Annotated in this window: 19 protein-coding genes; 8 read left to right on the top strand and 11 right to left on the bottom strand. The window is 59.0% G+C overall.

All coding sequences use genetic code 11. The annotated features are described in order from the left end of the window. Positions 1-118 precede the first annotated feature (118 nt). The 8 genes from R2940_07785 (at position 119) to R2940_07750 (ending at position 10,544) form a co-directional block, all read left to right on the top strand. Complete coding sequence (locus R2940_07785) at positions 119-982, top strand: hypothetical protein (GenBank protein ID MEZ4599675.1); 864 nt, start codon at positions 119-121, stop codon at positions 980-982. Next, positions 979-2,451 carry a radical SAM protein gene (locus R2940_07780; protein MEZ4599674.1) on the top strand — a complete coding sequence of 491 codons (1,473 nt, stop codon included), beginning with the start codon at positions 979-981 and terminating at the stop codon, positions 2,449-2,451. The genes R2940_07785 and R2940_07780 overlap by 4 nt, the downstream gene beginning before the upstream one ends. Further along, entirely contained in the window at positions 2,448-4,247 is a 1,800-nt protein-coding gene (locus tag R2940_07775; GenBank protein ID MEZ4599673.1) for an ABC transporter ATP-binding protein, read from the top strand. Before R2940_07780 ends, R2940_07775 begins: the two co-directional genes overlap by 4 nt. Then, on the top strand, positions 4,244-5,056 hold the full coding sequence (locus R2940_07770; protein MEZ4599672.1) for a lipopolysaccharide kinase InaA family protein: 813 nt from the start codon (positions 4,244-4,246) through the stop codon (positions 5,054-5,056). The genes R2940_07775 and R2940_07770 overlap by 4 nt, the downstream gene beginning before the upstream one ends. Positions 5,057-5,080: 24 nt before the next feature. Then, complete coding sequence (locus R2940_07765) at positions 5,081-7,288, top strand: radical SAM protein (protein MEZ4599671.1); 2,208 nt, start codon at positions 5,081-5,083, stop codon at positions 7,286-7,288. A 34-nt stretch (positions 7,289-7,322) separates the two neighbouring features. Then, positions 7,323-8,300 carry a radical SAM protein gene (locus R2940_07760; protein ID MEZ4599670.1) on the top strand — a complete coding sequence of 326 codons (978 nt, stop codon included), beginning with the start codon at positions 7,323-7,325 and terminating at the stop codon, positions 8,298-8,300. Between the two features lie 8 nt (positions 8,301-8,308). Continuing rightward, positions 8,309-9,547 (top strand): nucleotidyltransferase family protein, encoded by a 1,239-nt coding sequence (locus tag R2940_07755; protein ID MEZ4599669.1) that lies wholly within the window; start codon positions 8,309-8,311, stop codon positions 9,545-9,547. 178 nt (positions 9,548-9,725) lie between these two features. After that, positions 9,726-10,544 carry a carbon-nitrogen hydrolase family protein gene (locus R2940_07750; protein ID MEZ4599668.1) on the top strand — a complete coding sequence of 273 codons (819 nt, stop codon included), beginning with the start codon at positions 9,726-9,728 and terminating at the stop codon, positions 10,542-10,544. A 50-nt stretch (positions 10,545-10,594) separates the two neighbouring features. Here R2940_07750 and R2940_07745 read toward each other — a convergent pair whose 3' ends face one another. From R2940_07745 to R2940_07695, 11 genes are all read right to left on the bottom strand, one after another. Next, positions 10,595-10,861: a hypothetical protein gene (locus tag R2940_07745; protein MEZ4599667.1), complete on the bottom strand. Its 267-nt coding sequence runs from the start codon at positions 10,859-10,861 to the stop codon at positions 10,595-10,597. A 24-nt stretch (positions 10,862-10,885) separates the two neighbouring features. After that, positions 10,886-12,763, bottom strand: a complete 1,878-nt coding sequence (locus tag R2940_07740) for an EAL domain-containing protein (GenBank protein ID MEZ4599666.1) — start codon at positions 12,761-12,763, stop codon at positions 10,886-10,888. Then, positions 12,760-14,973: a HAMP domain-containing protein gene (locus R2940_07735; GenBank protein ID MEZ4599665.1), complete on the bottom strand. Its 2,214-nt coding sequence runs from the start codon at positions 14,971-14,973 to the stop codon at positions 12,760-12,762. Before R2940_07735 ends, R2940_07740 begins: the two co-directional genes overlap by 4 nt. A 23-nt stretch (positions 14,974-14,996) precedes the next feature. Continuing rightward, entirely contained in the window at positions 14,997-15,950 is a 954-nt protein-coding gene (locus R2940_07730; GenBank protein MEZ4599664.1) for a PhnD/SsuA/transferrin family substrate-binding protein, read from the bottom strand. Next, complete coding sequence (locus R2940_07725; GenBank protein ID MEZ4599663.1) at positions 15,947-16,852, bottom strand: PhnD/SsuA/transferrin family substrate-binding protein; 906 nt, start codon at positions 16,850-16,852, stop codon at positions 15,947-15,949. Before R2940_07725 ends, R2940_07730 begins: the two co-directional genes overlap by 4 nt. Beyond that, positions 16,849-17,799 carry a PhnD/SsuA/transferrin family substrate-binding protein gene (locus tag R2940_07720; GenBank protein ID MEZ4599662.1) on the bottom strand — a complete coding sequence of 317 codons (951 nt, stop codon included), beginning with the start codon at positions 17,797-17,799 and terminating at the stop codon, positions 16,849-16,851. The genes R2940_07725 and R2940_07720 overlap by 4 nt, the downstream gene beginning before the upstream one ends. A 20-nt stretch (positions 17,800-17,819) precedes the next feature. After that, positions 17,820-19,301 (bottom strand): TolC family protein, encoded by a 1,482-nt coding sequence (locus R2940_07715; protein MEZ4599661.1) that lies wholly within the window; start codon positions 19,299-19,301, stop codon positions 17,820-17,822. Between the two features lie 589 nt (positions 19,302-19,890). Continuing rightward, complete coding sequence (locus R2940_07710; GenBank protein ID MEZ4599660.1) at positions 19,891-21,375, bottom strand: S8 family serine peptidase; 1,485 nt, start codon at positions 21,373-21,375, stop codon at positions 19,891-19,893. A 44-nt stretch (positions 21,376-21,419) separates the two neighbouring features. After that, entirely contained in the window at positions 21,420-22,289 is an 870-nt protein-coding gene (locus R2940_07705) for a hypothetical protein (protein ID MEZ4599659.1), read from the bottom strand. Beyond that, on the bottom strand, positions 22,286-24,040 hold the full coding sequence (locus R2940_07700) for a caspase family protein (protein ID MEZ4599658.1): 1,755 nt from the start codon (positions 24,038-24,040) through the stop codon (positions 22,286-22,288). Before R2940_07700 ends, R2940_07705 begins: the two co-directional genes overlap by 4 nt. Positions 24,041-24,265: 225 nt before the next feature. After that, positions 24,266-24,613 (bottom strand): hypothetical protein, encoded by a 348-nt coding sequence (locus tag R2940_07695; protein ID MEZ4599657.1) that lies wholly within the window; start codon positions 24,611-24,613, stop codon positions 24,266-24,268. Positions 24,614-24,776: the final 163 nt, after the last annotated feature.

Raw genomic sequence — 24,776 nt, 5'->3', positions numbered from 1 at the left:
CTCGCCTAGCTCCGTCTACGATGCCGTCGCGGAAATGTTTCAGCTCGCAGCTCCGTGCAACAGAGGGATCCCCATTCATTTGCACACCTGTTGTGTCGCGCCCGGAGCACCTCTTGATATGTTGCCGGGATGGCTGCAGCAAACGATCGCCGGTCTGTCCCCTTCTGCGCAAGCGGTTATGCTCCATGGTCCTGATGGGGATCGGGCGACGGTTGCCCTACAGCCCCAGGGACTCAGCTGCGCCTGGCTTTCGCCTCTCGCGGATGAGGTCCGGTTCGTCGCTCGAAAAAGCTGCAACCAGAAGGTTGGCCTTTCCGTCGCGGGGAGCCTTGTGTCGGTGCTCCGCGAAATTCTTTGCCGCCAGGGAATCCCGTTGCTGCATGCGGCAGCCCTGCGCTGTCCGGATGGGACCGGCATCCTGCTGCAAGCGGAGGGCGGCGGCGGCAAATCAACCACAGCGCTCTCTCTGGTCCGCCAGGGTGCCCGGCTGCTCGGAGACGATCTGGTCGCCCTGGTCGGCGAAGTCCGGGGAAAGTTGCAGATAAGCGGTTTTCCCGAACCGATGAATCTCACGGAGCAGACGTTGAATTTTTTTCCCGAACTGGCGGCGCTCGAGATAACGATACCGGATCCGGTGCTTAAGGCGCGCGTCAACCCGGCCGATATCTACGCCGAGGCATTCTGGCCCGGGCCGACTGCGCTGGATGTCAGCTTCTTCGTAAGGATTCATCCGCAAGGACCGGCGGTTGAGCCGCTGCCGCCGGCCACTGCCCTGGGACGCTTTTTCCAGTCCCATACCTTTTCCCGTGGACAGACACTGGCGCCGGCAGCCGCACAGCGCTTGATGGATCTGGCTGATCGTGTTCCGGCATATGTGCTGCACACCGGGAGTGATCCCGGCGCCCTCGGTGCCTGGTTGACACGGAACTGTGCTCGCCTGGCACAGCGCAACCAACCACTATCAAGCAAGAGGGTGGAATGACCATGCCTTCATTGCAGCCGGCCCGGCCCTCCGCACACTGCTCCACAGCGGACATCGAAATGATCACCTCACTGGTGGCGTGGCGCCAGCGATGCGACTGCAGCGAAGATCTTATCGAGGAACTGATCGGGGCGCTGGCCGACGTCCGCGAGCCCATCGCAATGGAGGCCGTAAGCCTGCTGAACCAGCGGGTACCCCTTGCGGCCATGCCGAAACGATGGGTTGATGAAGGCCCGCCGCCCAGGACAGCTGCTTCCATCCCTGACTGGATTCTCAACAGCTGTGCGGGCTGGGGGGAGACACACGACTTTCCGTCCCGCTGCGCCAGGGCCTATACCCAAATCGACAACGAGGCGGCACGGCAGCGCTTTTTACAGCGCATGGCCATGTTTCCCGGTGCACAGCGGCGCTTTGCCGGCACCCTAAAGGCCTCAGGACATTCGGCCGCAGCGCGCTCCTTCAGCCGACACGCCGTCCGACTGCGCAGGGAACAGTTCCCCATCCAGATCGGCCTCTCTCCGACGATGGCCTGTCAATTGCGCTGCGACTACTGCATTTCCGCCGGTAGTCCGGTCCAGCATCCGGAACCGGTCGAAACTTTTTTTCGCTTTCTGGATTGGGCCGTTGACGCCGGCGTAAAACGGATCGGACTTTCCGGAGGGGAACCAACGCTCTACTCCGGCTTTATCCCCCTGGTTGAGGGTATTGTACGGCGGAAAATGGATTGGTTTATGGCCACCAACGGCCTGATTCCGCCCAAAACGGTCGAGACCGTGATCAGCGGTCATCCTTTGGCGGTCACGATGCACCTGACTGATGAGGTGCTGGCGGATGCCCTGCGGCTGAAAACTTTCACCACCACGGCAAAGCAGTTGGTTGAGGCAGGGGTCAACGCCGTTTTACGCATCAACATTCTGCAGCCGAAGATGGAAATTGCCCGCTACCTCGATATCGCGGCGGCCACCGGCATGCGAGAGGTGCGGGCGGCGGTTCCGATGCCCAATGCCCTGCGGCACAACACCTACGTCCCCGCCGACCATTTCGGCGCCTTTGGGGAAGCCTTGCAACGCTTCGTCCTGGCGGGGCGTCAGCGGCGCCTGCAGACCATCCTGTCCAAGCCGTTCCCCTTGTGCTACATGGCCGAGGAGGTTGCTGCGACATTTCTCGCCAACGGCTCGATGGCGGCCAACTGTCCCGTACACCTGCTGGGATACTCGAACAACATCGTCGTGTCGCCCGATCTGACCTATATCCCCTGTCTGGGTCTCAACCGCCCCGATCCGATGCCGATCACATCCCGCAGATCGCCACGGGCTGCAGCCCGCCCCTTTATGGCTGACATCCGGCGGATGAGCGCGATTCCCCTGTTGCCGCGATGCACCGGCTGCCCGCTCTGGCAAGGTGGCCGCTGCATCGGAGGCTGTCTCAGCTACCGAGTCGGGACCGAAGGAGAAAAAAGCTCAGAATGATGCGCGAGGCGAGCAACTGCTTCCGCCTTGGTGCGGAGCAGATCGAAAACAGCACTGACTGGCACCGGGCGAATCGCCGCAATCTGCAGTTTTTGTGGCAATATGTCCGCCCCTATCGCCGGCGTCTGGCCCTGGCCGTTGCCGGGTCTCTGCCCCTGGCAGCTTTGGGTGGAATCATCCCCTGGGTTTTTCACCAGGCCACCCAGCGCGTAACCGAAGGCGCAGCCATGAGCATCCTGCTCGGTTGGATGCTGCTGGGGCTTTTCGCCCTTGGCTGCCGGAGCGGCTTCGAGATGATGAACCACTACCTGCTGACCCTCCTCCATGCGCAGCTCAGCAACGACATCCGCAACGACCTCTACGTCAGCCTGCAATGCAGCAGCCTCGAACTGCACACGGCCTCGCGCAGCGGCGAATTGGCCAGCCTGGTGAGCAACGACGCCCAGGCCGCCGCAGCCGGCGTGATCGAACTCTATGCCACCTGCTGGCTCAATCCTGTGCGTCTGCTCTGCCTTGTCGGCACCATGCTCTACTTCAACTGGGCGATGGCGCTGTTCGCTATTGCATCCATCCCGCTGATCAGCTGGAGCGTGACCCTGGCCGGGAAACGGGCGCGCAAGGCGGAGCGGCAGTATCTGGGTCGCCAGGGCCAGATTCTGGGATGGATGATCGAATCGTTGACCAACATACGCCAGGTCAAAGCTTTCGACCTGCAACAGAGCGGTTTCGATCGGTTCCGCACCTATGGCCAGGAGCTGCTGCAATTTCGCAAACAGGCCATATTGCTGAAAGCCCTCGTTTCACCAGCGGCCGAGATCATTAACGGTCTTGCCCTGATCGCCATGGTCGCCCTGGCTTACCACCAGCTGCAGCAGGGGCAGACGACACCGGGGGAGATCGTCGGCTGCCTCACCGCCGCAATGGGACTGAAAACGCCTCTCAAGGGCGTAGCTGCTTCCCTGGTCGAGTTGCAGCGTTCGGTGGCGGCGGTACAGCGTATCGACTGGCTCACGGCTCAACAGCAACCCGCAGCGGGGCAACTTCCTCTTTCCGGTCCGATCCGGGAAATAGCATTCGAGAATGTCAGCTTTTCCTACGATGGCCAGCGGGATGTGCTCCGGCAGGTTTCGTTTCAGGCGCGGCGCGGCGAGCGCATTGCCATTGTCGGCCCCAGCGGCGCCGGCAAAACGACGCTGCTCGACCTCCTGACCGGCTTCTATCCCTGCCGGCATGGCCGGATACTGGTCAACGGCATGGACCTGGCCAGCCTCGATGCCCAGTCCCTTGGCCGCCAGATCGGCATAGTTTCCCAGGAGCCGCTGCTGTTCGATGCCAGCATCGAGGACAATATCCGCCAAGGCTATCCGCAGGCGACGGCCGAACAGATAGACCGCGCCATTGCCCTGGCAGACTGCCGCTCAATTCTCCAGCGCCTGCCCCAGGGCAGTCAGACGCGCGTGGGAGAGCGGGGAAGCATTCTCTCCGGCGGAGAGAGAAAGCGTGTCGCTCTGGCCCGCGCATTGGTACGCCCCATTTCCTTGCTGATTCTCGACGAAGCCACCAGCGAACTGGATGCTGCCGCAGAGGCCTCTATTCTTGACGACATTGACCGGCTGGCCGCCGACCTGATCGTGTTCCACATCTCTCACCGGCCCACTGTATTGAATCACTGCGACCGCGCCCTCCTTCTCGACAAGGGCGGACTGCATGAATTGACGCCAAGCACCTGCCGTAAATGGATGCAGCACCGCAAGGAATCCCTGACGCCCATATGCCAGGGAGGCAGCGCCCGATGATCACTGCTTCGATTTCCGAACAACAGCAACGCTGGCTGCGGCAGCTTTTGTGGACCGAGGCCGAGGGTTGCGCCATTTTCCGCCGCGATCGTCAGAAAATCCTGTTCCGCTGCCGAGCCCCCGGCGCCAATGAGGATTGGTTCGGCAAGCTCTACCTCAATCCCGCCTGGCCGCAGCAGCTTCGAGATCGGTGCAGCTGCAGCGGCGGCAAACGGGAATTTCGGCAAGCCCAGAGGCTGCGGCAGCAAGGGGTGAGCATCCCGATGCCGGTTGCCGGTTTCGGCGATCAACGTTTCGGCAGAGGCCGCCGCTCTCTGTTTGTCGCCGAATGGTGCGAGGAGATGGTATCTCTGCGCACGCATGTGCTGCAGCATTACCACCACACCAAAAAGCACTGCCGATATGCTTTACAGGATCTGAGCCGGGCGCTTGGCTGCTACCTGGCCGACCTGCACGCCCGCAGTGTATTTCCCCGGGACCTCAACCCCGGCAACCTGCTGCTGCGCATCGGAGCCGATGCAGCGCCGGTCCTGATGCTGGTGGACTACGAACATATCGCTTTCGCACCCCGGCGCCGGCAGCGCTACATCCAGCTTGCCCTGTCGCAGTTGGGAGCATTCCTGCTGCCGATCGATGCCGAAGCCGTCATCTGGCTGTGCGAAGGCTATGCATCCTTTTCCGGATCGGTCGATACAGCCCTGTTGCGGCAGGTTCCTGCCCTGGCCCGGCGACGCCTGAGCCGCTGGCATGGACAGATCGACCAGCATTTTGACAAGATTGCCGCCGCCCTGCGCGCCCCCGGGGATTGAACACCTTTTTCTTCCGAGTATTTCATGACCACGACGACTGACTGGACCTGGCTGGAACTGGACCCGACACAGCCTAACTGGGCGAAAGCATCCGGAAAACACCGGCTGTTGCTGGTCGCCATCAATATGCCGGGCTACTACAGCCTGCCGGTACGCATCCTGGCCCTGCTGGGGCACCAGACAGAAGAGTTGCTCGACCGTTACGACTGCCGCTATGTCGAGATCGACAACACCCAGCCACTGGAGCCGCTGCTGCAGTGCATTCTGCAATGGCAGCCCGAACTTGTAGCATTTTCCATCAACATCTGGAATCGCGATCACTGCATCACGCTGGCGCGCCAATTGCGCCGGCACAATCCCGGAATCACGCTGCTCGGAGGTGGCCAGGAAGTCACTGGTTCCGTGTACTCCTTTTTCTCTGTCGCGCCGGAGTTCGACTATTTGATCGAAGGCGAGGGCGAACTGCCCTTCCTGCAGTTCCTTAGAGAATGGACTCCAGGTCAGAAGCTCCGGCAGCCGGAGGCGGTTTCAGGGCTGCGCTACCGGGCGACAGGGGAAGAGCGGTTCACTCGCCCCGCGGAAGTGGTCGCCAGTCTTGACGAAATTCCCTCGGCAATCCTTGCCGGTCTGGTGCCTACCACCCAGCGCAACCTCCTGGGTGTCATGCTCGAAGGATCACGCGGCTGCCCGTTCCGCTGCAGTTTCTGTTTCGAAGGGGCCAAACGCGACAGCGTCCGCACAGCCAGCATCCAGCGTCTGCGGGACGAGGTCGCATTTATGGTGGCTCGCGGCGCCAGATATTTTCACATCATGGATGCGATTCTCTGCAACAGCGACCCAACCCGGCTGCAAGGACTGCACGAGGTTTTTTATCAAGTGAAGCAGCAGATCCCGGGGTCGGTGACTTCAGTGGAGGTCTACGCCGACCGGGTAACAGATGAGATGGCGCAATACCTTTCCACATTTTCCATCATTGATCTCGGGCTGCAGTCGACAAATCCTGCTACCGCCCGGGCGATTCACCGTCCTTTTTCCCAGGAGAAATACCGGCAGGGCGTAGAGCGCCTTCGCCGAACCGGCTCCACCTTCAACATCTATCTGATCTGCGGTCTGCCCTACGAAACCTTTACCTCGTTCCTTCGAGGCATCCGCTTTGTTCTGGACGAGAAACCTACCCGCCTGTTCATCAATGAATTGTGCCTGCTCAACGGCACCGAACTGCGCCGCCGGGCGGACGAATACGGCTATCAATATGATCAACGACCGCCCTACCTGGTGAATGGGACCACCTGGATGCCCCCTTTTATCCTGACCATGGCCCAGGTGCTCGCAAAGGTGCTGGAACGGCATTACAATCTTTCCGCACGCTCGATCCATTCTACCGCACCCTGGCTTCCCAAATATCCTCGACATGAGGCGGGGCGCAAGCGCCTGTCCCTGCAGGAAGGCTGCAGCCACGGTTGTCCCGGTTGCGGAAACAACCTGGTAGAGCCGCAACAAAACCGCAATCTGGCCGCTGCCCTTCTGCAGGAGGCCGCTGATTGCGACGTCGATGTCCTGGCCGGAGACGGTGTCGCTCGGGGCCGGAGCCTGCTGCAGCTTGCCGGCCAACTGCAATTGTCCGCCACCGCCCGCAACCGCCTGATTGCGCCGCTTGATACCTTCGACGATCCGGCCTGGCTGGACCCGCTGGTGCATCGGGGTTTCTGGCACTTCAAAACATTTCTGACCCTGAACAGCGAGGATCTTTCGGCGGAACGGGTGCTGCTGGACAAGATCAGTTCCTTTGACCGATCCATCCAGCTGGCCGGATATGCCGCCATTCGTCCTCATCTCGAGGTGGTTCTCTACCCGGGAACAGCCTCGCCTCAGGCTTACCGTGCCATGGTTGCCGAGCTGGCCCGACGGAATGTGACGGTGGTAACCGTTCCGGAAGCGTTGCCGACAGCCGATGGCGCCTGGGAACAGGCCCTGTATGAATCCTTTTCAGATGCAATTACTCAGCGGCTCTGGCTCAAATTGCCGCCGCATGTGGCACGCAGGCTTGTGGACAGACTGAATCTGGACAACCCGGAGGAGATCTTGTCTCTGCTGGACGGCTTTAACCTGCTCAGTCACGCCGGGGCGATGCCTCCTTGCTTCTCTCCGGACACGGGCAGGCCGCTGAAAAACCGTTTGCCAGACCTGGGCGAAGGATTGTTTTCGGATTGTGACGTTGAGAGGCTGAAGTAACTCTTTCGATAATTTGCAAAAAGACGAGACCCCTATGGCCAACATCCTCATTACAAATGATTGCCCCCGAAGCTGCACTTTCTGTTTTGCCAAAAGCCGCCTTGGAAGCCAGACGGAGGGAGCTCCGGCCAAATTCATGTCCCGGGCGAACTTGCGCCAGGTCATGGATTTTCTCGAAGGCTCCGGTGAGATGAGCCTGCGCCTGCTGGGTGGCGAACCGACCCGCCATCCCGAGTTTACCGACATTGTGGGCGAGGCCCTGGAGCGGGGTTTCCATATCCATGTTTTTACCAACGCCATGATGCCGGCGGAAACGGCCGACTTTCTGTCAGACACCCCTGTGGATCAGGTGTCGTTTCTCTGCAATGTTTCCCCCCAATCCAATGACGCGGCCGAGGATAAGCAAAAGGTCGCTTACGCGCTCGAGCGGCTGGGGGCCAGGGCCCAGGTCGGCATCACCCTTACGGCTCCGGAATTCGAGTATGCTTTTTTGTTACCGCTCATCGAGCGCTACCGGCTAAAACGCCGCATCCGCATCGGAATCGCCCAGCCGATTGTGGGTGAGAACAATGCATTTTTGGCTCCCGCCGACTACCGCGAAGCGGGGCGGAACATTGTCGCCATGGCCGAAGACTGCATTCGCAACGACATCCTCATCGGCTTCGATTGCGGCATGACCCTTTGTATGTTTTCTCAGGAGGAATTGGGCAAACTCCTGCAATACACCGAGGGCTTTCGCAGCGTCTGTCAACCCATAATCGATATCGGACCGGATCTCGACATCTGGCACTGCTTCCCTCTCTCGGAAGTGCTCAACAGCAAACTTGAACGCTTTCGCAACCGGAATGAGGCCGTGCGCTTCTACCGTCAAAAGGTTGCCCGCTTCCGAACCTTCGGCTGCAAAGAGACCTGCCTGAGCTGCGCCTACCTGAAACGCGGGCAATGTTCGGGCGGTTGTCTGGCCCATGCCATAAACAGCCTGAACAAACTGCCGCCACGCGAGGCCCAATGAAAGCGTCCATGAAAGAGCCTGGTGCGGGATCATGCCGACAACGGGAACGGACGACCCCGGAACGGACCCTGGCCGATTGGCAGTTTCTGACTGCCTGGCTTCGAGGCGAGATCGATGCGCCCGCATTGTCGCACCGGCAGCAGGAATTACTCTTCTGCCACCATCTCTGCGGCCTGGCGCACCGGCCGGATGGTCACGGACCCGGCTGGGAGGCCGTCACGCGGCAAAAGAAAAACCAGACAATGTTCGCGCTTTGCGCACAGGCCCTGTTTGAAAAGATCGCCCATCGCTGCCGGAAACGGGGATTCTCGATACTGCCCGTCAAGGGGATCTCTCTGAGCCTGACCCTCTATGCCAGTGACCCGGGCCGGCGACAGCTGAGCGACATCGATCTGCTGGTATTGCCCGAGGACCTGCCCTCTCTGGCCACCGTATTGGAGGAGCTGGGCTACCGCCCGAAAAAAACGCAGATGCTCGAACCGGGGTATCAGAAACACAAGCGCAAGGCCGAATTCATCACCCAGGCCCCCGGTCTGCCGTCGATCGACGTTCATACGGCCTTTATCGTCAAGAAGCATATTGCTCGTCACAGCGGCATGCTGCTGCCGACAGTTTTTGCGCGTGCCCGGCAGATTCGGGGACAGCAGGGACAGCTGTTCGTTCTCGACCCGATCGACGAATGGATCTACCTGGCCTACCACTTCTGTCTGCATCATCGCTTTGCGGGACTAAAATGGTTGGACGATCTCCAACAGGCGCGGTTGCGGTTGCGGGAAGGGGACGTTTCTCTCTTGTTGCAGCGGGCACAGATAGCGGGGCTGACACCGATTCTGGCAGCGACGATGGACCTGCTCGGCATGGTGTATGGTTTGGGGCCACAACCGTGGCGTCAATTTCCACAACGGCCTCAGTCCCGCCTCACCCGCATCTGGCTGAAAGATGCTTTACTGCCCTCAAAACTGGTCAGGCGCGACCTGGAACATGGGCATGGAACATTTAGAGATCGACTTGCCGCCTCCTTCTGGGAGTTTCTGTTTATCGAAGGAACCCGCCAACGCCGCATGGCCCTGCTGAGATTGTTGTTTCCCGGAAAGGAGCTGCTCTCGACGATTATCGGTCAGCATTCCTGGCGGGCTTATTTGCTGTATGCGCCTTTGACAACTTGTACCGTGACGTTGATGACGAGCGCTTTTCTCCTGCTCAGTCTGTTTATTGTGATCAGATCTCCCGCCCTTGATGCGAATTGATGTATTAGTATGAATGTTTCAAAGGATCGCGCTGCTGATCAGGCGCGCAGAAACTGCACGATCGAGCCACCTCCCGAGCATCCCCGATCGCACTTCTTCCTCACCCCTCTCTGATCTTTTTGATTCCCTTCCCCTTTTTGTGCGAAAATGCCTTTTAATTGACGCTATGAGGTGCCGCATGCGGACAGCCTGTTTACAGATGTGTTCCGGCGAAAACGTGACTGCCAATCTCCGGATCGCGGCCGATCTCCTGGAAAAAGCGGCCGGACAAGGGGCAAAGCTGGCGGTTTTGCCGGAAAATTTCGCGCTGATGAGCCCAAATCCGGGGGCACGACAGAATTTGGCCGAGGAGGTCTCCTGCTCCACCGTCCTGCCCTTTCTGGCCGAAAGCGCCGCCCGATACGGGATGCATATCATCGGCGGTTCCCTTCTGCTCCAGGGCGATGGCGGCCGGTTGCGCAACGCCTGCCCGGTTTTCGGTCCTGACGGGGCCTGCCTCGCCTGCTACGACAAGATTCACCTCTTCGACGTCGACCTTCCCGGTGAAAGTCACCGGGAGTCGGAGACCATCGCTCCCGGATTACGTCCTGTCTCCGTGAATATCGCCGGCTGGACTCTGGGGTTCAGCATCTGCTACGACCTGCGCTTCCCCGAACTCTACCGCCACTACGCCCGCGAGGGCTGCCAGCTGCTCAGCGTCCCCGCCGCCTTCACCGTCCCCACCGGCCGGGCCCACTGGGAGATCCTGCTGCGCGCCCGGGCCATTGAAAACCAGGCCTATGTCCTGGCGGCGGCACAGGCCGGGAACCATCCGGGTGGCCGAAAAACCTGGGGGCACAGCATGATCGTTGATCCGTGGGGGGAGATACTGGCCTGCGTGGAAGAAGAAGAGGAAAAAATGGAAGGGAATGTGCTGATCGCCGAAATCGACCGGGACAGGGTCGAGCAGGTACGCCGGCAGTTACCGTCCCTGGCCCACCGTAGGCTGAACCCCTAGCTTTGTTCCCCGAATCCCTGAGCCCTTGAAATCCTGGAATTCCTTAACCCTTAACGCCGGCGCTGCTTCTGCCGCTCCTGCTGGAGCTGCTTGATATCGCCCTCAACCTCCCGCCGGCTGCGCTCATAGACAATCTCCCGCCCCATTACGCTCCCCGCATAGGCCCGGCCGCTGGGTGTCGGCAGCAACTGGCAGCGGATGCTGTCGGCTCCTGCTCCGAGCAGAACCTGAATTTTGTCGGCCTGTTTGCTCAGCACCAGCACCTCGATGGTCTGACCGCTCTCGGTGATCCGAACCTTGATTTTTTCGTCTTCCATGCAACCCCCCTTTCTTTGGTCCGCTCAAGTCTCCGAAAAGCATTCCGGGAATAAACCGGTAGAGTTCCCACCAAACTGCCGCAAAAACGCTTCAGCCTGATCCAGATTCAGAGGCCAGCTGAGCAGGTAACCCTGCGCCTCGTCACATCGCCTTTCCTTAAGATACAGGTATTGGCTGCTGGTTTCCACCCCTTCAGCGATGACTCCCAGATCCATCCCCTCGGCCATGGCGATGATGGCGTTGAGGACCGACTTTTCGCGGAATCCGGTATCGATTCCGCTGACAAAGGCGCGATCGATTTTCAGATAGTCGATGGCGAGGGCCTGCAGGCGGGTCAAGTTGGAATAGCCCTTGCCGAAATCGTCGATAGCGAGTTGCACCCCCATTTCGTTGAGAGCGGCTATCGTCTTGTCCGTCCCCCGATAATCCTCCATGAGCAGGTTTTCAGTGATTTCGATCTGCAGGATCGAAGGGTCGAGTCTGCTCTCAGCCAGGGCTGATCGAACCCGCGACAGGAAATCGGAATGGATGAATTCCCGGGGTGAAACGTTGACGGCGATGCGGGGCAGACCGATCCCCTGGTCGATCCACTTTCGAGCCTGACGGCAGGCGGTCCGCATTACCCAGTCTCCGATGACATGGATCAAGCCGCACTCTTCGGCGATCGGGATGAATTCCATCGGCGGCACCAGGCCGAGTTCGTGGTTTTCCCAGCGCAGCAAAACTTCTAGACCGCTCAGCTTTTGCGTCTGCAGGTCGAACTGCGGCTGGTAGGCCAGGAACATTTCATTGCGCTGCAGGGCACCGGAGAGCTGTGTCTCGAGGGTGAGCCGCTTCAGGGCCTCGGCGTTCATCGACTCCTGGAAAAACTGGTAACTCTTCGGCCCGTTGCGCTTGGCGAAATACATGGCCATGTCCGCGTTTTTCAGCAGGGTATCGGGATCTTCACCATCCGCCGGAAACAGGGCGATGCCGATGCTGGGCGTGATCATCACCTGGTGCGGCCCCAACTCGACCGGCTGGGAGAGGCAGCAGAAGATCCGGTGAGCCACCGAGGCGACGGTCCCGTCCGAATCGATATCGCTCAGCAGCACGGTGAATTCGTCCCCTCCCAGCCGGGCGGTCCTGCACTCTTCCTGGCAGCATCCGACGAGATCCGATTCCCTGACACAGCTGGTCAAACGTTGGGCCATGATTTCCAGCAGCCGGTCGCCGATGCTGTGTCCCAGGGTATCGTTGATGCGCTTGAAATCGTTGAGGTCGACGTAGAGCAGGGCGGCCTTGCGGTTTTTTCTCTTCGCCCCGCTCAGGGACCGGCGCAGGCAGTCCATGAACTGGGTGCGATTGGCCAGTCCGGTCAAGCTGTCGAAATAGGCAAGCTGATGCAGACGGCCCTGGATCTGGCGGTTGAGTTGCCACTTGCGCGTCAGGGCGTGGGTCAACTGCAGCACTTCGGCGATATCGAACGGTTTTTTCAAAATGACCAGGCTGTCGGTTTCGCCGAGCTTCTGCTGGATCTCGTCCCAGGAGTAATCGGCATAGGCCGTACAGAGCACCACCTGCAGGTCGGGGCTGACCTCCCACAGGCGGCTGATCGTCTCGATGCCGTCCCACCCCGGCGGCATGCGCCCATCCACATAGGCCAATGCATAGGGTCTCCCTTCGTCCCGGGCCTTTTCGACCAGTTCGAGGGCTTCCTTCCCCTGGGAGGCGAAGTCCAGGGCGTAGTCCGGGGGGACGAATACCAGATGGCTTTCGCCGAATAGAAGGTTTTCAAGATCTTCAAGCTGAATGTCGGCGGTCTTTTCTTTCAGCAGTATTTTTTTAAAATCCTCGTGGATCGACTGATTGTCGTCGACGATCAGGATGCGCGGCACCCGATCGAACTCACAGGCATTCATGTTCTCCCTCCAGAGTGATAAGGCAATTCAAGGGTAAAGGTGGCACCGGCGTGCAGTCCATCGCTGTAGACGTGAAGCCGCCCGCCCAGTTCCCGGGCAGCCAAGGCGCCGCTGTGCAGACCGAAACCGTGTCCGGTGTTGCGCGTGGTGAAACCGTGTTGGAAAATGCGGGTCAGGTTTTCCGATGGAATCCCGATCCCGTTGTCCCCGACCTGGAAACGCACGATCTCCGGTTCGGGATTGTCGACCCGCAGGATCAGGACTTTTTCCCCTTCCACCTCGCTGCAGGCCTGTTTTGCATTTTTGATCAGGTTGAGCAGAATCTGCAGGACCTTGTGCTTGTCCACAAGCATCGGCGGCAAAGGCCGATACTCCCGCCTCACGGTCACCCCGTGACGCTCCAGCGACCCGGCGTTGAGTTTGATCGCATCCTCCATAAGCTGGGCCGGATCGATGGTTTCGTCGACCCCGGACACCCGGCCGTAGCTCTGCTGCATGGCGACGATCTCCTTGATGTGATCGACCCGCTCCCGCAGTGATTCAGTTTCGCCGAGCAGTCCCTGGCGCTCCTCCTCGAGATTGGCAGCCAGGGAATCCAGATACGCCGGGATCTGAGACCCTCGTGGATCTTCTGTGAGAAAAGTCGCCAGTTGGCCAGCGTTCCTGTTCATCAGCTCCGCGACCTTGGTGACATTCCCGATCCTCGACTTCTGCAAACGACTGACCAGCAGGTTGCATGAGACATTGACACTGTTGAGGACATTGCCGACATTGTGCAGCACGCCGGTGGCCACCTCGGCCATACCCGCCACCCGGGATGCCTCCAGCAGCGAACTCTGGGTCGCAGCCAGTTCGGAAAGGGCCTTTTCCTTGGCGGAAACCTGGGTCTGCAGCTCCCGGGTCCTCTCCTCGACCCGCTGCTCCAGGGTCGCCTTGGACTCCAGCAGAGCCTGCTGTATGCCCTGACGGGCAATCGTCGCGCCCAGCATATCCGTGGCGGCGCGCAGGCTGTCCTCCTCGGCGTCGGTCCAGACCCGGGCGTGATGGCAATCATCCAGACCCAGAAAGCCCCACCATCTTTTCTCGACGAACACCGGAATGACGATCAGGGAGAGAATGTTTTGAGGCTCAAGAACGGCCCGGAGAGGCTCGCTCATCTGATCGACCGGACCGCTGATGATATGGTTACCGCCCAAAGTCGTCCGCCAGAAATCCAGACCGGGTTCGGTATAGGGCAGCATCTGCAGGTCCGGATTGGACAACTGGGGCTCGATACCATCCACGGTCCACTCAAAACGCTGGGACATGCACAGGCGGCCGGTTTCGTCATGAGAGTTTTCGAACAGATAGGCGCGGCTGGCATCGGCCGCGCGGCCCAACCGGGCCAGCACCTCGGTGATCGCTTCCTGCCACTGTTCGGACACCATGAATCGTTGAGCCGCAAAACGCACGCTCTCGAGAATCCGGTCGCGGCGCAGCAGGGAGTCGGTCATGCTGTTGACCGAGCCGGCCAGACTGCTCAGCTCGTCGCTGCCGGATATTTCCACCCGTACCGAAAGATCGCCCCCGGCAACCCGTTCCACGGCTTGGCGCAGACGCAGAATAGGGCGCACGAGCCGGGAGGCATAAGCCAACGAGATCAGCAGACTCAAGGCGACACAGCCGAGGGACAGCAGCAGGGTGTGCTGATACAGGGAGTGGACACTCTGGTCGTAGGCCTTGAGGGAGAGTCCAACGTGAATCCATCCCCACTGGATTCCGGAATAATCGAAGGGCTGGGCGTAGTGGAATACCCGCCGGTTGAGCAGGGGAACCTCGCTGATGTCGGCAGAGGTTTTCCGCTCCGCAGGATTCCAGTAAGGTTCGATTTTTTCCTCGACCTTCCAGCCGGCCTGATCGTTGATCAGGGCAAAGCCGTCGTTTTTCATCACCACCAGAAAGTCGATTTCCGGGTCACCGGCGAGCAGGGTCTGGCAGGCGTTGACGACGCCGGCAAAATCCTCGTTGATTGCCGCCCCCGCGGCCACGTCCCGCAGGGACACGGCAACGCTCTTGGCCTTGGATTCCAGGTTCTGCAGGTAAATTCTCTTTTCCCTCGGCAGCGTAGTCAGGACGAAGAACAGCAAAGTGATCAGAGCCACCAGCCAGGTCAGCAGGGCGATGCGCAGGGCGATTCCCAAGCGAAACGGTTTTTTAAGCTTCGAATTCATATTTCGATTGCCTTTTTCCTAAATCAGATATTGCCGCCCGGAAAAGCTTTTCCAGGAGAATTTTGCCTTGACACAGTCCTGTGCCGGAGCTTGCGCACCTCATCGAGGAAATGATCTTCAAAGGGAACCAGACGATTAAGCCTGAAAAGATGGAGAATCTGCTGTCCCGCTGGAGATCGATGCAGATCCGGCAAGACCTTGAGCATGGCGTCCTGAAAAACAGCGGAGGACCAGCCGGATCGCTTGACACAGAGCACTCCGTTGACAAGGGGCTGGGATGAGTTTATGACTTTCAGTCGATTCAGCTGAGGGTTGAGTTCGGCCATCAGTTCCAGTTTCGCGGAATCGATCACCACCGCATCCCTGCTCTGGAAAAACACCGGAAGAATGGCCCGCATCGGTTCCGTGTGCAATTCCACCCTGCCGAAAAAATCCGCCACCGTCCCCAGCTTCCGTTCCCGCAGCAGGGCCTGCAACCAATGATGACCAAGTTCGGCATTGGCAATCATGAAAAGGTTCAGGGATTTTCCTCGCAGGTCGGCCAGGCTATTCAGATCAGGATTGCCGGTCAGCAGCAGAAATCGCTTGGCCACCTGCTCCCGGTCGGCAGTCACGCAAACCGGCTTCAGCCAGCCGGGATTCTTCAGATCCAGATAATTCCAGGTTTCCAAAATGATCAGTTCCGGCCTTTCCTCGGCCTGCAGGGCGTCAAGTTCCCGGGCGCTCTTGAACAACACGACCTCGACCTCGACATCGTACCCTTCCGTCCGCCCGATAGTGCGGGCAAAGGTTTTGAAGGCGGCTTCCGCATCCCGGTGGTTGATGCCGAGAAAAGTGCTCTCGATAAAGCCGACCTTAAGCCTCGCCGGTCTCAGGGCCGGCCCGTCTTCTCCCAGGGCCGGCACACAAGCCGCCAGAAGCAGGATCATGCCGGCCAGACACCAAAGAAGCTTGTCCAGAGGGAAAAAGTGTCTCATTGTGCCGTCCTCGCCAGAACCTGCAAATCCGTCCGCCCGGAGATAAACCGCAGGGTTTCATCAAGCACGGAAATGGGATGCCTCTCCATCCGGCTACTCTGAAACATGTTCAGCACCTGGCGTCCGCCCGGGGTCTGGTGAAACGCGAGGATCGCCTCCTCGACACTCTTCCGGGACTTTCCCTGGAAACGGTGATTGAATACGAAAACCACCGGGATCAAGGGGGGAGAAACCTTCAGCACCTTCAGGTCCTGGCGCAACTGCGGGTTCATCTGGCAGGCCACTTCAAAGGCAGCGGTCGAGATCAGGGCCGCGTCGGCCTGCCGGAAAAAGACCTCCAATATCCCCTTCATCGGCTTTTCCGTCAGGACCAGATCCGCCGTCCGCCTTTTCCCCTTCGGCGCTCCCTCCTGCAGAACCGCTTCCAGCCATCCCTGGCCCAGGGACATCCCGGACCCTTCATGCACGATGACCCGCCGTCCCTGGAGGCCGGCGGCTTCTTCGATGCCGCTGCTCCTGTGCACAATCAGGGCGTAGCTGGTGGTGGGGCCATCGGCCCGAACGGGAAGAATGACGGAATCAGTCTTCAAACCAAGGGCCATTAATTCATCTGTCGGGATACAGACCCCATCCAGTTCTCCGCTGTCGAGCGATGATCTCATGATAGTCGGTTCGTCAAAAAGGAAGGCATCCACCATCTCCTTCATACCGCGCTCCCTGGCCAGGCTGGTCCCCCAGGCCTTGAAGGCGGCCGCAGCATCATTGCGCTTGACCTTTTCAAAAAGCCGGGCAGATACTCCGATGTGGAAATGGGGCCGGTCCACCGCTTCATCGGGGCACCTCTCCGCCAGGCTCAGTCCGGCAGCAAACAGCAGCAGCAATACGGCAAGAATCGTTCTCATTGAGGTACTTTCCCTTTTGACAACCGGGCGTGGGCTTCGATCAGTTCCAGGGTCGGTTGCAAAATGGCGGCCGGGTGCTCTTCGATTCTTTCACTGTTGAAGATCAGCAAAACCTGGCGGCCGGCCGCCGTTTGATGCAGGCTGCGGACCCCTTCCAGCAGGTCCTTCAGATAGGGCGGTTGGTAATCGGCCCGGAAGGCCATCATGGCCGGCACATAGGCCGGCGAGGTTTCGATGATTGACAACTGCTGCCCGAGTTGGGGATTGAGCTCGACCATGGTTTCAAAAGCGTTCCGCGTCACGATGCAGGCATCGGCCTGGCGGAAAAATACCGGGAGCAGGATCTTGGTGATCTGGGTCTCACGGGTGATGCGGCCGGCCAGGGAATCGAGGGACCCAAGGCCCTGCCTGAACAGAAGCGTATCGATCCACAGGGGGGCCAGGCAATTGCGCGCGTCCGTCGAGCATTTTATATGCCGCCCGGCAAGATCCTTGATGCTTTTCACCGGCCCGCTGCGGTGGACCACCAGCAGGTATTCTTCTGCCAGCTCTCCATCCATCCTGACCAGAAAAAGAGGCGCGAAATTTACCTTCCGGCGCAGGAAAGCGTATTCGACCGAGGACACGGACACGACATCCACCTCTTTTTTCTGCAGGGCAATTTGCATTTCCCTGGTATTTTTGAAAACCCGGACATCCGGCTCCACGGGGATGCCCCGATCGACAGCCACGGTGAGACCCCAGGCCCTGAGTCCCGCCCTGGCATCGGTTTCATTTACACCAGCCAACAGATCGGCGGAAAATCCGGTGCGAAAAGGACTAAGGGGTTGACCAGCAGCATCCACTGGAAGCAGAAAGGCTCCGAATAGTAGAAAAAGAGCCGCGGCACCGCTGCAGAATCGGCATCCGGTGAGTCCGGAGTTTCTGTTTTTTCCAGCTGATGGCATAAGACTCCGGCCCGAACGAATCACTGCTGCAAGGTTTTCATGACTTCGCTCCCGACGATGAGGTTCAGCCGGGACTGGAGAGCGACGTGATCGTAGAGGGCCTTGTAGTGCTGCGCGCTCATCAGCGCTTCCGTCAACTGGGCGCGGATGACCTTCTCTGTTTCCACCAGTCCGTGCTGGTAGGCCCGGGTATTGAGGTCCCGGTTCTCCACGGCGGCCGTCATGGCGTCAAGGGTCGCCTGGTGGGATTTTTCGGCGGCATTCAGGCCCAGAAAGGTATCCCTCACCTGCAGGCCGATGCCGTCCTTGAGCAGGAACCGCTCCTCTTTTATTTTGGCCAGCCGGGCTTTTTCTTCCGAGACCTTGTTTTGAGTCAAAAATCCGCTGAAGATCGGGATCTCCAGACCCAGTCCGACGCTCCACCCCTCCTGATTCTCATCGGTGGCCATCCCGCCGTCGTAATCATTCCACCACTTGTGCAGTTCGCCGGTGAATGCAATTTTGGGATAATGCCCGCTGCCGGCCGTGCGCAGGGCCCCCTCTACAGCTCCCAGTCCCGCCTCGATGGCGGCCCAGTCGGGGTTGAACCGAAAGGCCGTGCCGACCAGTTCGTCCAACCGGACCGAAACCGGCCTGAAGGGCAGATCTCCATCAGCCGGATCGACACTGGCAGTCCAGGGCAGCCCCATGGTATTCGCCAGGGCCGCCCGGGCCATCAGATCGTTCTTCTCCAGCAGCGCCACCATGGAGCGCAGCGTCTCGACCATTACTTTGTTGTCGAGATAGTCGGTTTTTTTGACCGTGCCCGAGCCCTCCCGGTACATCATTTCCGTCAATCCGAGCGTGGCCTCCATGCGGGCCAGTGTATCCCGACCCAGCTGATGGAGCTGCCCGGCCAGCACCGCTCCGTAATAGAGGCGCTTGACGCTGTCGACGATTTCGAGATCGGTCCTGCGGGACTCCTGCTTCATCATCTCCAGGTAACCCCGGGCCTGTTCCCGATAGCCCTTGCGCATGCCGCCGTCGTAGAGCAGCCATTGCGCTTCCAGGGATGCCACGAAGGATTCCTCGTCCATCAATTTGACATCCTGGTCAGGAACCTCGATGGTCTGCCCGGGAAAGGATGAGATGCTGCCTACAATATTGTTGGCGGGGTCGACGATGGCGATGCCGAGACCGGGAGGCAGGGGCAGACTCTGCTCCGGCACCGAAAAGGAGCGGCCGGGAAACAGGAAATTCGGGGCTTCATCCATCCGGTGGTAGCCCCCCTTGAGCCCGATCTGCGGCCAGTATCCGGCCAGAGCCTGCCGGTGCCGGGCCTCGGCCATCTCCACGGCATAGCGGGACGCCGGCCGGCGGCGGTTGTTTTCGAGAGCCGCCCGGATGCACTCCTCAAGGGACAGGGCTGGCGCCTTTCCGGCTTCTTGCAGCGGCAAGGAGAAAGCCGTTACGGGAATGGTTAAAAACATCATCAAAACAAAAGTCAATTTCCGGACACTCATTAGCCCTCCTCTGCCCTATTCCATTCGTAAGATAAGCAGTTTTTTATAAAATTCAGGTTTTTGTCCGATCCGTATCTGTCAAAATCTTGAAGAATAATTTTTGCCCTGTCTGGTACTCAATATCCGGTTTTTTTGTTTAAAAAATCCAGCGCAAGGACACTGCAAATTTCCTCCAGGTTTTGGATAGAAGGAAATTGACCAAGGAAATTTGCAAGGATTTTATAAATCCAGGCTTTGCATTTGTATTAAAAGCAAAAATGGAACCAATTTACGATATTTTTGGAATTAAATTGCAAAAGCCGGAAAAGGTGAGTGAATAGAGGGGGAAAGTGCCGAGGGTGTCGTTTAGGTGGGGATAAGGAATAAAGGTCGGATCCGGGATCATTCGGCAGCTGCCCGTGGCGAATGCGTATGTCCTTGGATACGGGTGATTCGGAAAGGCAAGAAGGGTTCTTCCTGCCCGGCCGCCGCCCCTGGTATTTCACCGCCGGCCGGCCGCCGGGTATCGGCGCGGATGCTGTCTGCTCCCGCTCCGAGCAGAGCCTGAATTCAATCGACCTGCTTGCTCTGAGCAGCGCCATCAAATGGCTTATGACAAGGCCACTTGAATGCCGTGGGATACCCCTCGTCCAGAGAGAGGAAGTCTCTGTTCGCCTTTATCAGGGGATCTGTTTACTCCAAAACGTTGCCGCTCATAATCGAAAAACCAGATGGGTTGTGCACGCTTGGCGGCGTCGGCAAATCCTGCCAGCCCGTCGCGATGGAACACGGGCCGCTGGCGGAGAGCGGAAGGAATCAGATCGATGGGGCCGAACGGGGCGAGAAAATCCTCCACCGTTTGCCGGGCGAGCCAGTCCAGGAACAATTTTTCATTCACAAAACCGGCTCCGACCTGTTGGACGCCGTATCCGGGCATTCTTTTAGCCGATTTGATGATCATGGATCGCAGCAGGGCGCCGTTTAAGAAAAAATTAAACACTTTGCCGGTCCTCCGGGCAGTTTGAAACGTATCTCCCAAAACCTGTTCATCAATGCCGCCGAAAGGAAGGACTGTGGAGCCATCATGTGCCGGCAGAACGGCGATTTCTCCTCCCGTATCGATCATGCCCCATCCGACAAGCGGGACACCCACAGAACGACCAAGGCATTCTTCCTGAACCCGTAAAACCTGAAAGACGGCCGCGGCGGCGAGGCAACCAAGTTTTGCCACCCGCGGTGCGGCAAAACTGGTGCCCCGGCCTGTTCCGAGGGGGGAATCGCCCCAGGCGACGACATCCGGATGATTGCGGTCATCTGCGGGCAAACCGGTCGAAGAGTATTTCGCCAGTTGCAAACCCTGGTCGTCTTCGGTCGCACCGACAACCATGGCGGAGCCTAGAGGCGCCCATCCGTTCAGGGTCGAAAGCCCCTCCAGCATCCCAGCATTGCCGGCAGCGACAACCACGAGATGGGTATTGGCAGCCGCGCTTAAAGCGATGAGCACCGGATTCAAGGGATTTTCCGGAAGCATCGGCCCGATGCTCAGGTTGAGAACCGGCATCCAGGCCGGCGGTGTGCTGCGGGGGATCATCGGATCAGAGAGAATAAGCCGGCTGTCGAGGGGCGAAGGATAACGACCTTCCGGCATCATTCCACCGACAAAACTATCATCCGGCAAAATCCCCCCCTTCTGCACGAACGCCTGCCACTCGAATAGTTGATGACCGGTCTCGGACCTCAGCGCATTGATTCCCCGCAACACCGGGAGATAGTCATCCACCTCAACGGTTTGGGGAAATGCATATCTGTAACGAGGAACCCTGGATAACGACTCTATTTTATTCCGTGAACCGCGTACGAAGAGGATAGGCAGAAAATCGAATACAACAGCGTCCGGGAAACTTTGCTCCACGTGGTTTCGGAAGGCCATCACCTCTCGGATCAGCGTCCGGTCGCCGGCGATTTTCTGTTGATCGAACCAGTCTTCATACAAGATCATCCAAAGGTCCGACGCCTGAGTCGGCTTGGAGATCGGGAGTGCATCCGTCAGATCAAGACGGCCATACCAATCCGGCACCCTTTTACCGAGACCCATGTTTACCCTCCTCTGCCCTTTCCCAGCCTCGCCGGGCGAACCCTTCAGCCAAGAGCCTGCGCTATCTGCCGAGCCACAGACGCATCGTTCAGATACCCGACAATCCCATGCCGGTTGTCGGTCTGATTGTCGACCCCGCCGTGATTTAGTATCGTCGGATCGGTCGGGAAATGGTTGTCGTCCAAGGGATTGAGGGCCACGATATCGCGGAGATCGTAGGCGTTGTACCACCCCCCCGCGCCACAGGAGTTCTGCAAAGGTGCGAGTCTGCTGCTGATCGCCTTGAGCCCCAGGGGGGACCCGACAGTGATGTACTTGACCAGGTTCAAACTCTGCAGGTTTTCCAGAATGATTTTGTAACCGACAACCGAGCCCAGGGAATGACCGATGACGATGGTCGGCTCCCCGGTCAGTTTCTCCTGCACGATCCGGTTGATGCCGCGGGTGACCGCCGGTTTGCTCAGATAGAGAAACACGTCCTTGAGAAACGTTTCGATGGTGAACTCCGAAGCCCCGGTCAGATGGCGGTCGATGACGCGGGCGATGGCCAGGACCCAGCCCCAGTTCTGGATGCCTTTCTCCTGGACGCCCCTTTCGTCCAGTTCGCCGACAACCTCTTCGTCCGGAATTTCCGCCCGGCTTTTCATCTCCCCCAGGGCCGATTGCATGAACTGTTCGAATTCACGGTCCTGCCCGGGACCTTTGGCGACGAGATCCGACGGCGAGGGGAGTCGGGCCTGTTCGGTAAAATAATCGAGTTTGTCCCCGTAAAAGGGGAAATCGACCTGTAACCCCTCGGGGAAAGGCGCCCCGGCGGCCTTGAAGCCCTTTTTCAGGGTATCAAGCCAGATCGATTTCAGGCTCTCGGGGTCCTTGCCTCCTTGCGCACGACCGTGAATCATGAGAATTCTCATAGCAGTTCTCCTCTCTCGATGGCTTGCAGGATCGGTATCGCCCCCTCGGGCGTGAACGTGGTCCAAAGGGCGTTGCACAGATGGGGAAGCGCTGCCTGCAGCACCGGATGCAGGGGGATTCCGCGGGGCCGCAGCAGGTTCCAGGTCTGAGTCAGCATGGGACAGAAGGGCACAACGGGATCAAGCTGCCAGCTCTTGCGGGCATGGCGCGTCGCCAGAGCTTTCACGTCGAACAGGTCGGTCTGCAGATCATGCAACATGTATTCATGCACACTGTTCACAGCATCAATATTTCCGGCTTGCAGAAAAGCGTAAGCGGCATACAGGCCAAGGGTGGGGTCGATCGCCTTTTCGACGCGGATTCGTCGACCCAGTTCCTCCGCCTCGGCCTCCGAGCGGACATGGAACCGGTTGTCTTCCACAGCTGTGGCGACCAGAGCCCGCAGTCGATCGATCTTGTCCTTGACTTGCCGGAACAGGTCCCAGCGCCAGTGATTCGCCGAGGGTACATAGTTGACATTCACCAGCCCACGCCCGTCAAAGGTTGCATGCCCGATATAGCCATCAAGGCCCGCCAGGATGGCGCACCGGCCATCTTCCGTCTGAAGGGCCACCGATACCGCCGGGCGCAAGTTCCCCAAGCGAATCAAAGCAGGGTTCTGGCCGCCATCGCCCGATTCGAGAAGGTCGACCCTGACATGGTTTGCTCCCCTCGCCGCCACCGCCCTGGCGATGCGTGCACCATGAACCAGAAAGCCGGCCTGAGTTTCGAAGTGCTCGACGGCTTCGCTCGGCATCCGCGAGGCCACCTTGGATTCCGTCGCCTGATCGAATTCCGTCATCATTTCATCCGCGCCGGCACCTTCCAGCTGCGAGCCGCCGGTCAAGGTCCGGTTCAGAATTGCAGCGGCGGCCCGGCCGGGACTTTCAGTGGAGCGCTCCTCGAGCCGCTCCGGTCCCTCGAACAGAAAGGGCTGTACCCGCCCGCGCACGCAGGCGATATAAACGTCGTCGTCGGAAGGGACATTGGCTTCGATGCACTGGGTGAGGTTGATATCGATATGTTCCAGGATGGCGTCGACTTTTTTCTGCAGATACTTTTCCAGGGCTCGGTTGGGAACCACATACAACTGTTCGGTGCCTACGTTCAGCTGCCGCACCATCGCGGGTTCCGGTTTTTTGAAGGCGGACAGGAGGGCGTACGTCAGAATACTGTGCCGCTTGCCGTCGATCTCCCCCTCATAGGCGGACAGTGCCTCGCTGGTGGCCTTGAAGACATCGATTTTCGATATTGTGCTGATTTCGGCGTAATTGGGAAAAGCGTCGATGCCGACGACTTTCGCCCCCACCCGGGAATCGGGGATCGATCGGCAGGCATCGGAGATGAAAACCACGTTGGGAATGCCCGAGTAGCGCGCCAGGTCCATGGCCCCGTCGAGGTTGATGGCGTCGGTGGTTTTCGTCGGCGCACCGCTCAGCAGCCACAGATCGGAACGGGCATGCCAGAAACCGTGTCCCGAGAAATAAACGACGAGAAGATGATAGCGAGGGGGCAGGGTAACAAACCTGGAGACCGCCTCCTCGATATGTGCGGCATGCACAGGCCCCGATTCATCGGTCAGGCATTCCACGTCATAGCCTTCATTTAGCAGCCATTCCGCCACCGCCCTCGCCCCCTTGGAGGCCGAAGTCAGCTTGGGCAGGTGACCGGTCTGATCCACGCCGATGACCACTGCCGCTCTCTTTGCCATGATTTCGACCCCCGCCGCTATCGGTTCATACAAGGACGACAACCAGAGGAACGATAATCGATAATTAACACCCTACGGTCATTAACTCAAGGCAATAATCTGGAGACGAGTCCTCTCCTGCAGGCGGCATTCCCCGGGCTGCAGGATGCGGGCGTCATTCACGGCAAGAGGCCCGAGGGATATCCCCCGGGCCTCTTCTTTTTACCCTTATTTAAGGACTTGGTATCAGGCGAGAGATTGCTCGAATACCATTTCCATCACCCCGCCAAGAGCTTCTCCATCATAGAAAGGCACGTTGACGACGGTCAGGGTGCCTTCGGATCCACCCTCCATCGTCAAATAGTGGATCTTGATCTTCCGGTCGGCGAAGTCCTGGTAAATCTTCTTCAGTTTCTCCATGGTTTCCGGCTTGTGACAGCCCGCCATGTTTCTGCCGACTCCCAGACCACCGATTTTCAACTCGTCAAAAAGCTCGTAGGCCCTTTTGTTGACATAGGTCACGTTGAATTCGGGGTCGGATACGATGACGGCGATGTTCAGATTGTCCCAGATCCTGTCGTTGACATTACACATGCTACTGCTCCTCTCCGGCGAATGTTGTTGATGCGCAACAGGTAACCGGCCAGGAGGGAGGGCAGGTTCCATATTGCAAAGGAATGTCCAGAATGGACTTTATCTTCTTCTCCAATGAAGACATTTGATCCAGATCAACTTCCGGCTTTTCAACGGGAAAGCC

This window comes from Syntrophotaleaceae bacterium, assembly GCA_041390365.1.
Lineage (GTDB): Bacteria > Desulfobacterota > Desulfuromonadia > Desulfuromonadales > Syntrophotaleaceae > JAWKQB01.
Note: the sequence above shows the minus strand (reverse complement) of the source record. Positions and strands in the feature narration are given on the sequence as shown.

Bases quoted from the DNA above. Each gene is read 5' to 3' on its own strand.
- R2940_07765 (MEZ4599671.1), top strand. From the start codon at position 5,081: ATGACCACGACGACTGACTGGACCTGGCTGGAACTGGACCCGACACAG.
- R2940_07745 (MEZ4599667.1), bottom strand. From the start codon at position 10,861: ATGGAAGACGAAAAAATCAAGGTTCGGATCACCGAGAGCGGTCAGACC.
- R2940_07760 (MEZ4599670.1), top strand. From the start codon at position 7,323: ATGGCCAACATCCTCATTACAAATGATTGCCCCCGAAGCTGCACTTTC.
- R2940_07775 (MEZ4599673.1), top strand. From the start codon at position 2,448: ATGATGCGCGAGGCGAGCAACTGCTTCCGCCTTGGTGCGGAGCAGATC.
- R2940_07705 (MEZ4599659.1), bottom strand. From the start codon at position 22,289: ATGAGAATTCTCATGATTCACGGTCGTGCGCAAGGAGGCAAGGACCCC.
- R2940_07770 (MEZ4599672.1), top strand. From the start codon at position 4,244: ATGATCACTGCTTCGATTTCCGAACAACAGCAACGCTGGCTGCGGCAG.
- R2940_07735 (MEZ4599665.1), bottom strand. From the start codon at position 14,973: ATGAATTCGAAGCTTAAAAAACCGTTTCGCTTGGGAATCGCCCTGCGC.
- R2940_07725 (MEZ4599663.1), bottom strand. From the start codon at position 16,852: ATGAGAACGATTCTTGCCGTATTGCTGCTGCTGTTTGCTGCCGGACTG.
- R2940_07750 (MEZ4599668.1), top strand. From the start codon at position 9,726: ATGCGGACAGCCTGTTTACAGATGTGTTCCGGCGAAAACGTGACTGCC.
- R2940_07715 (MEZ4599661.1), bottom strand. From the start codon at position 19,301: ATGAGTGTCCGGAAATTGACTTTTGTTTTGATGATGTTTTTAACCATT.
- R2940_07700 (MEZ4599658.1), bottom strand. From the start codon at position 24,040: ATGGCAAAGAGAGCGGCAGTGGTCATCGGCGTGGATCAGACCGGTCAC.
- R2940_07780 (MEZ4599674.1), top strand. From the start codon at position 979: ATGACCATGCCTTCATTGCAGCCGGCCCGGCCCTCCGCACACTGCTCC.
- R2940_07720 (MEZ4599662.1), bottom strand. From the start codon at position 17,799: ATGCCATCAGCTGGAAAAAACAGAAACTCCGGACTCACCGGATGCCGA.
- R2940_07755 (MEZ4599669.1), top strand. From the start codon at position 8,309: ATGAAAGAGCCTGGTGCGGGATCATGCCGACAACGGGAACGGACGACC.
- R2940_07730 (MEZ4599664.1), bottom strand. From the start codon at position 15,950: ATGAGACACTTTTTCCCTCTGGACAAGCTTCTTTGGTGTCTGGCCGGC.
- R2940_07695 (MEZ4599657.1), bottom strand. From the start codon at position 24,613: ATGTGTAATGTCAACGACAGGATCTGGGACAATCTGAACATCGCCGTC.
- R2940_07740 (MEZ4599666.1), bottom strand. From the start codon at position 12,763: ATGAATGCCTGTGAGTTCGATCGGGTGCCGCGCATCCTGATCGTCGAC.
- R2940_07785 (MEZ4599675.1), top strand. From the start codon at position 119: ATGTTGCCGGGATGGCTGCAGCAAACGATCGCCGGTCTGTCCCCTTCT.
- R2940_07710 (MEZ4599660.1), bottom strand. From the start codon at position 21,375: ATGGGTCTCGGTAAAAGGGTGCCGGATTGGTATGGCCGTCTTGATCTG.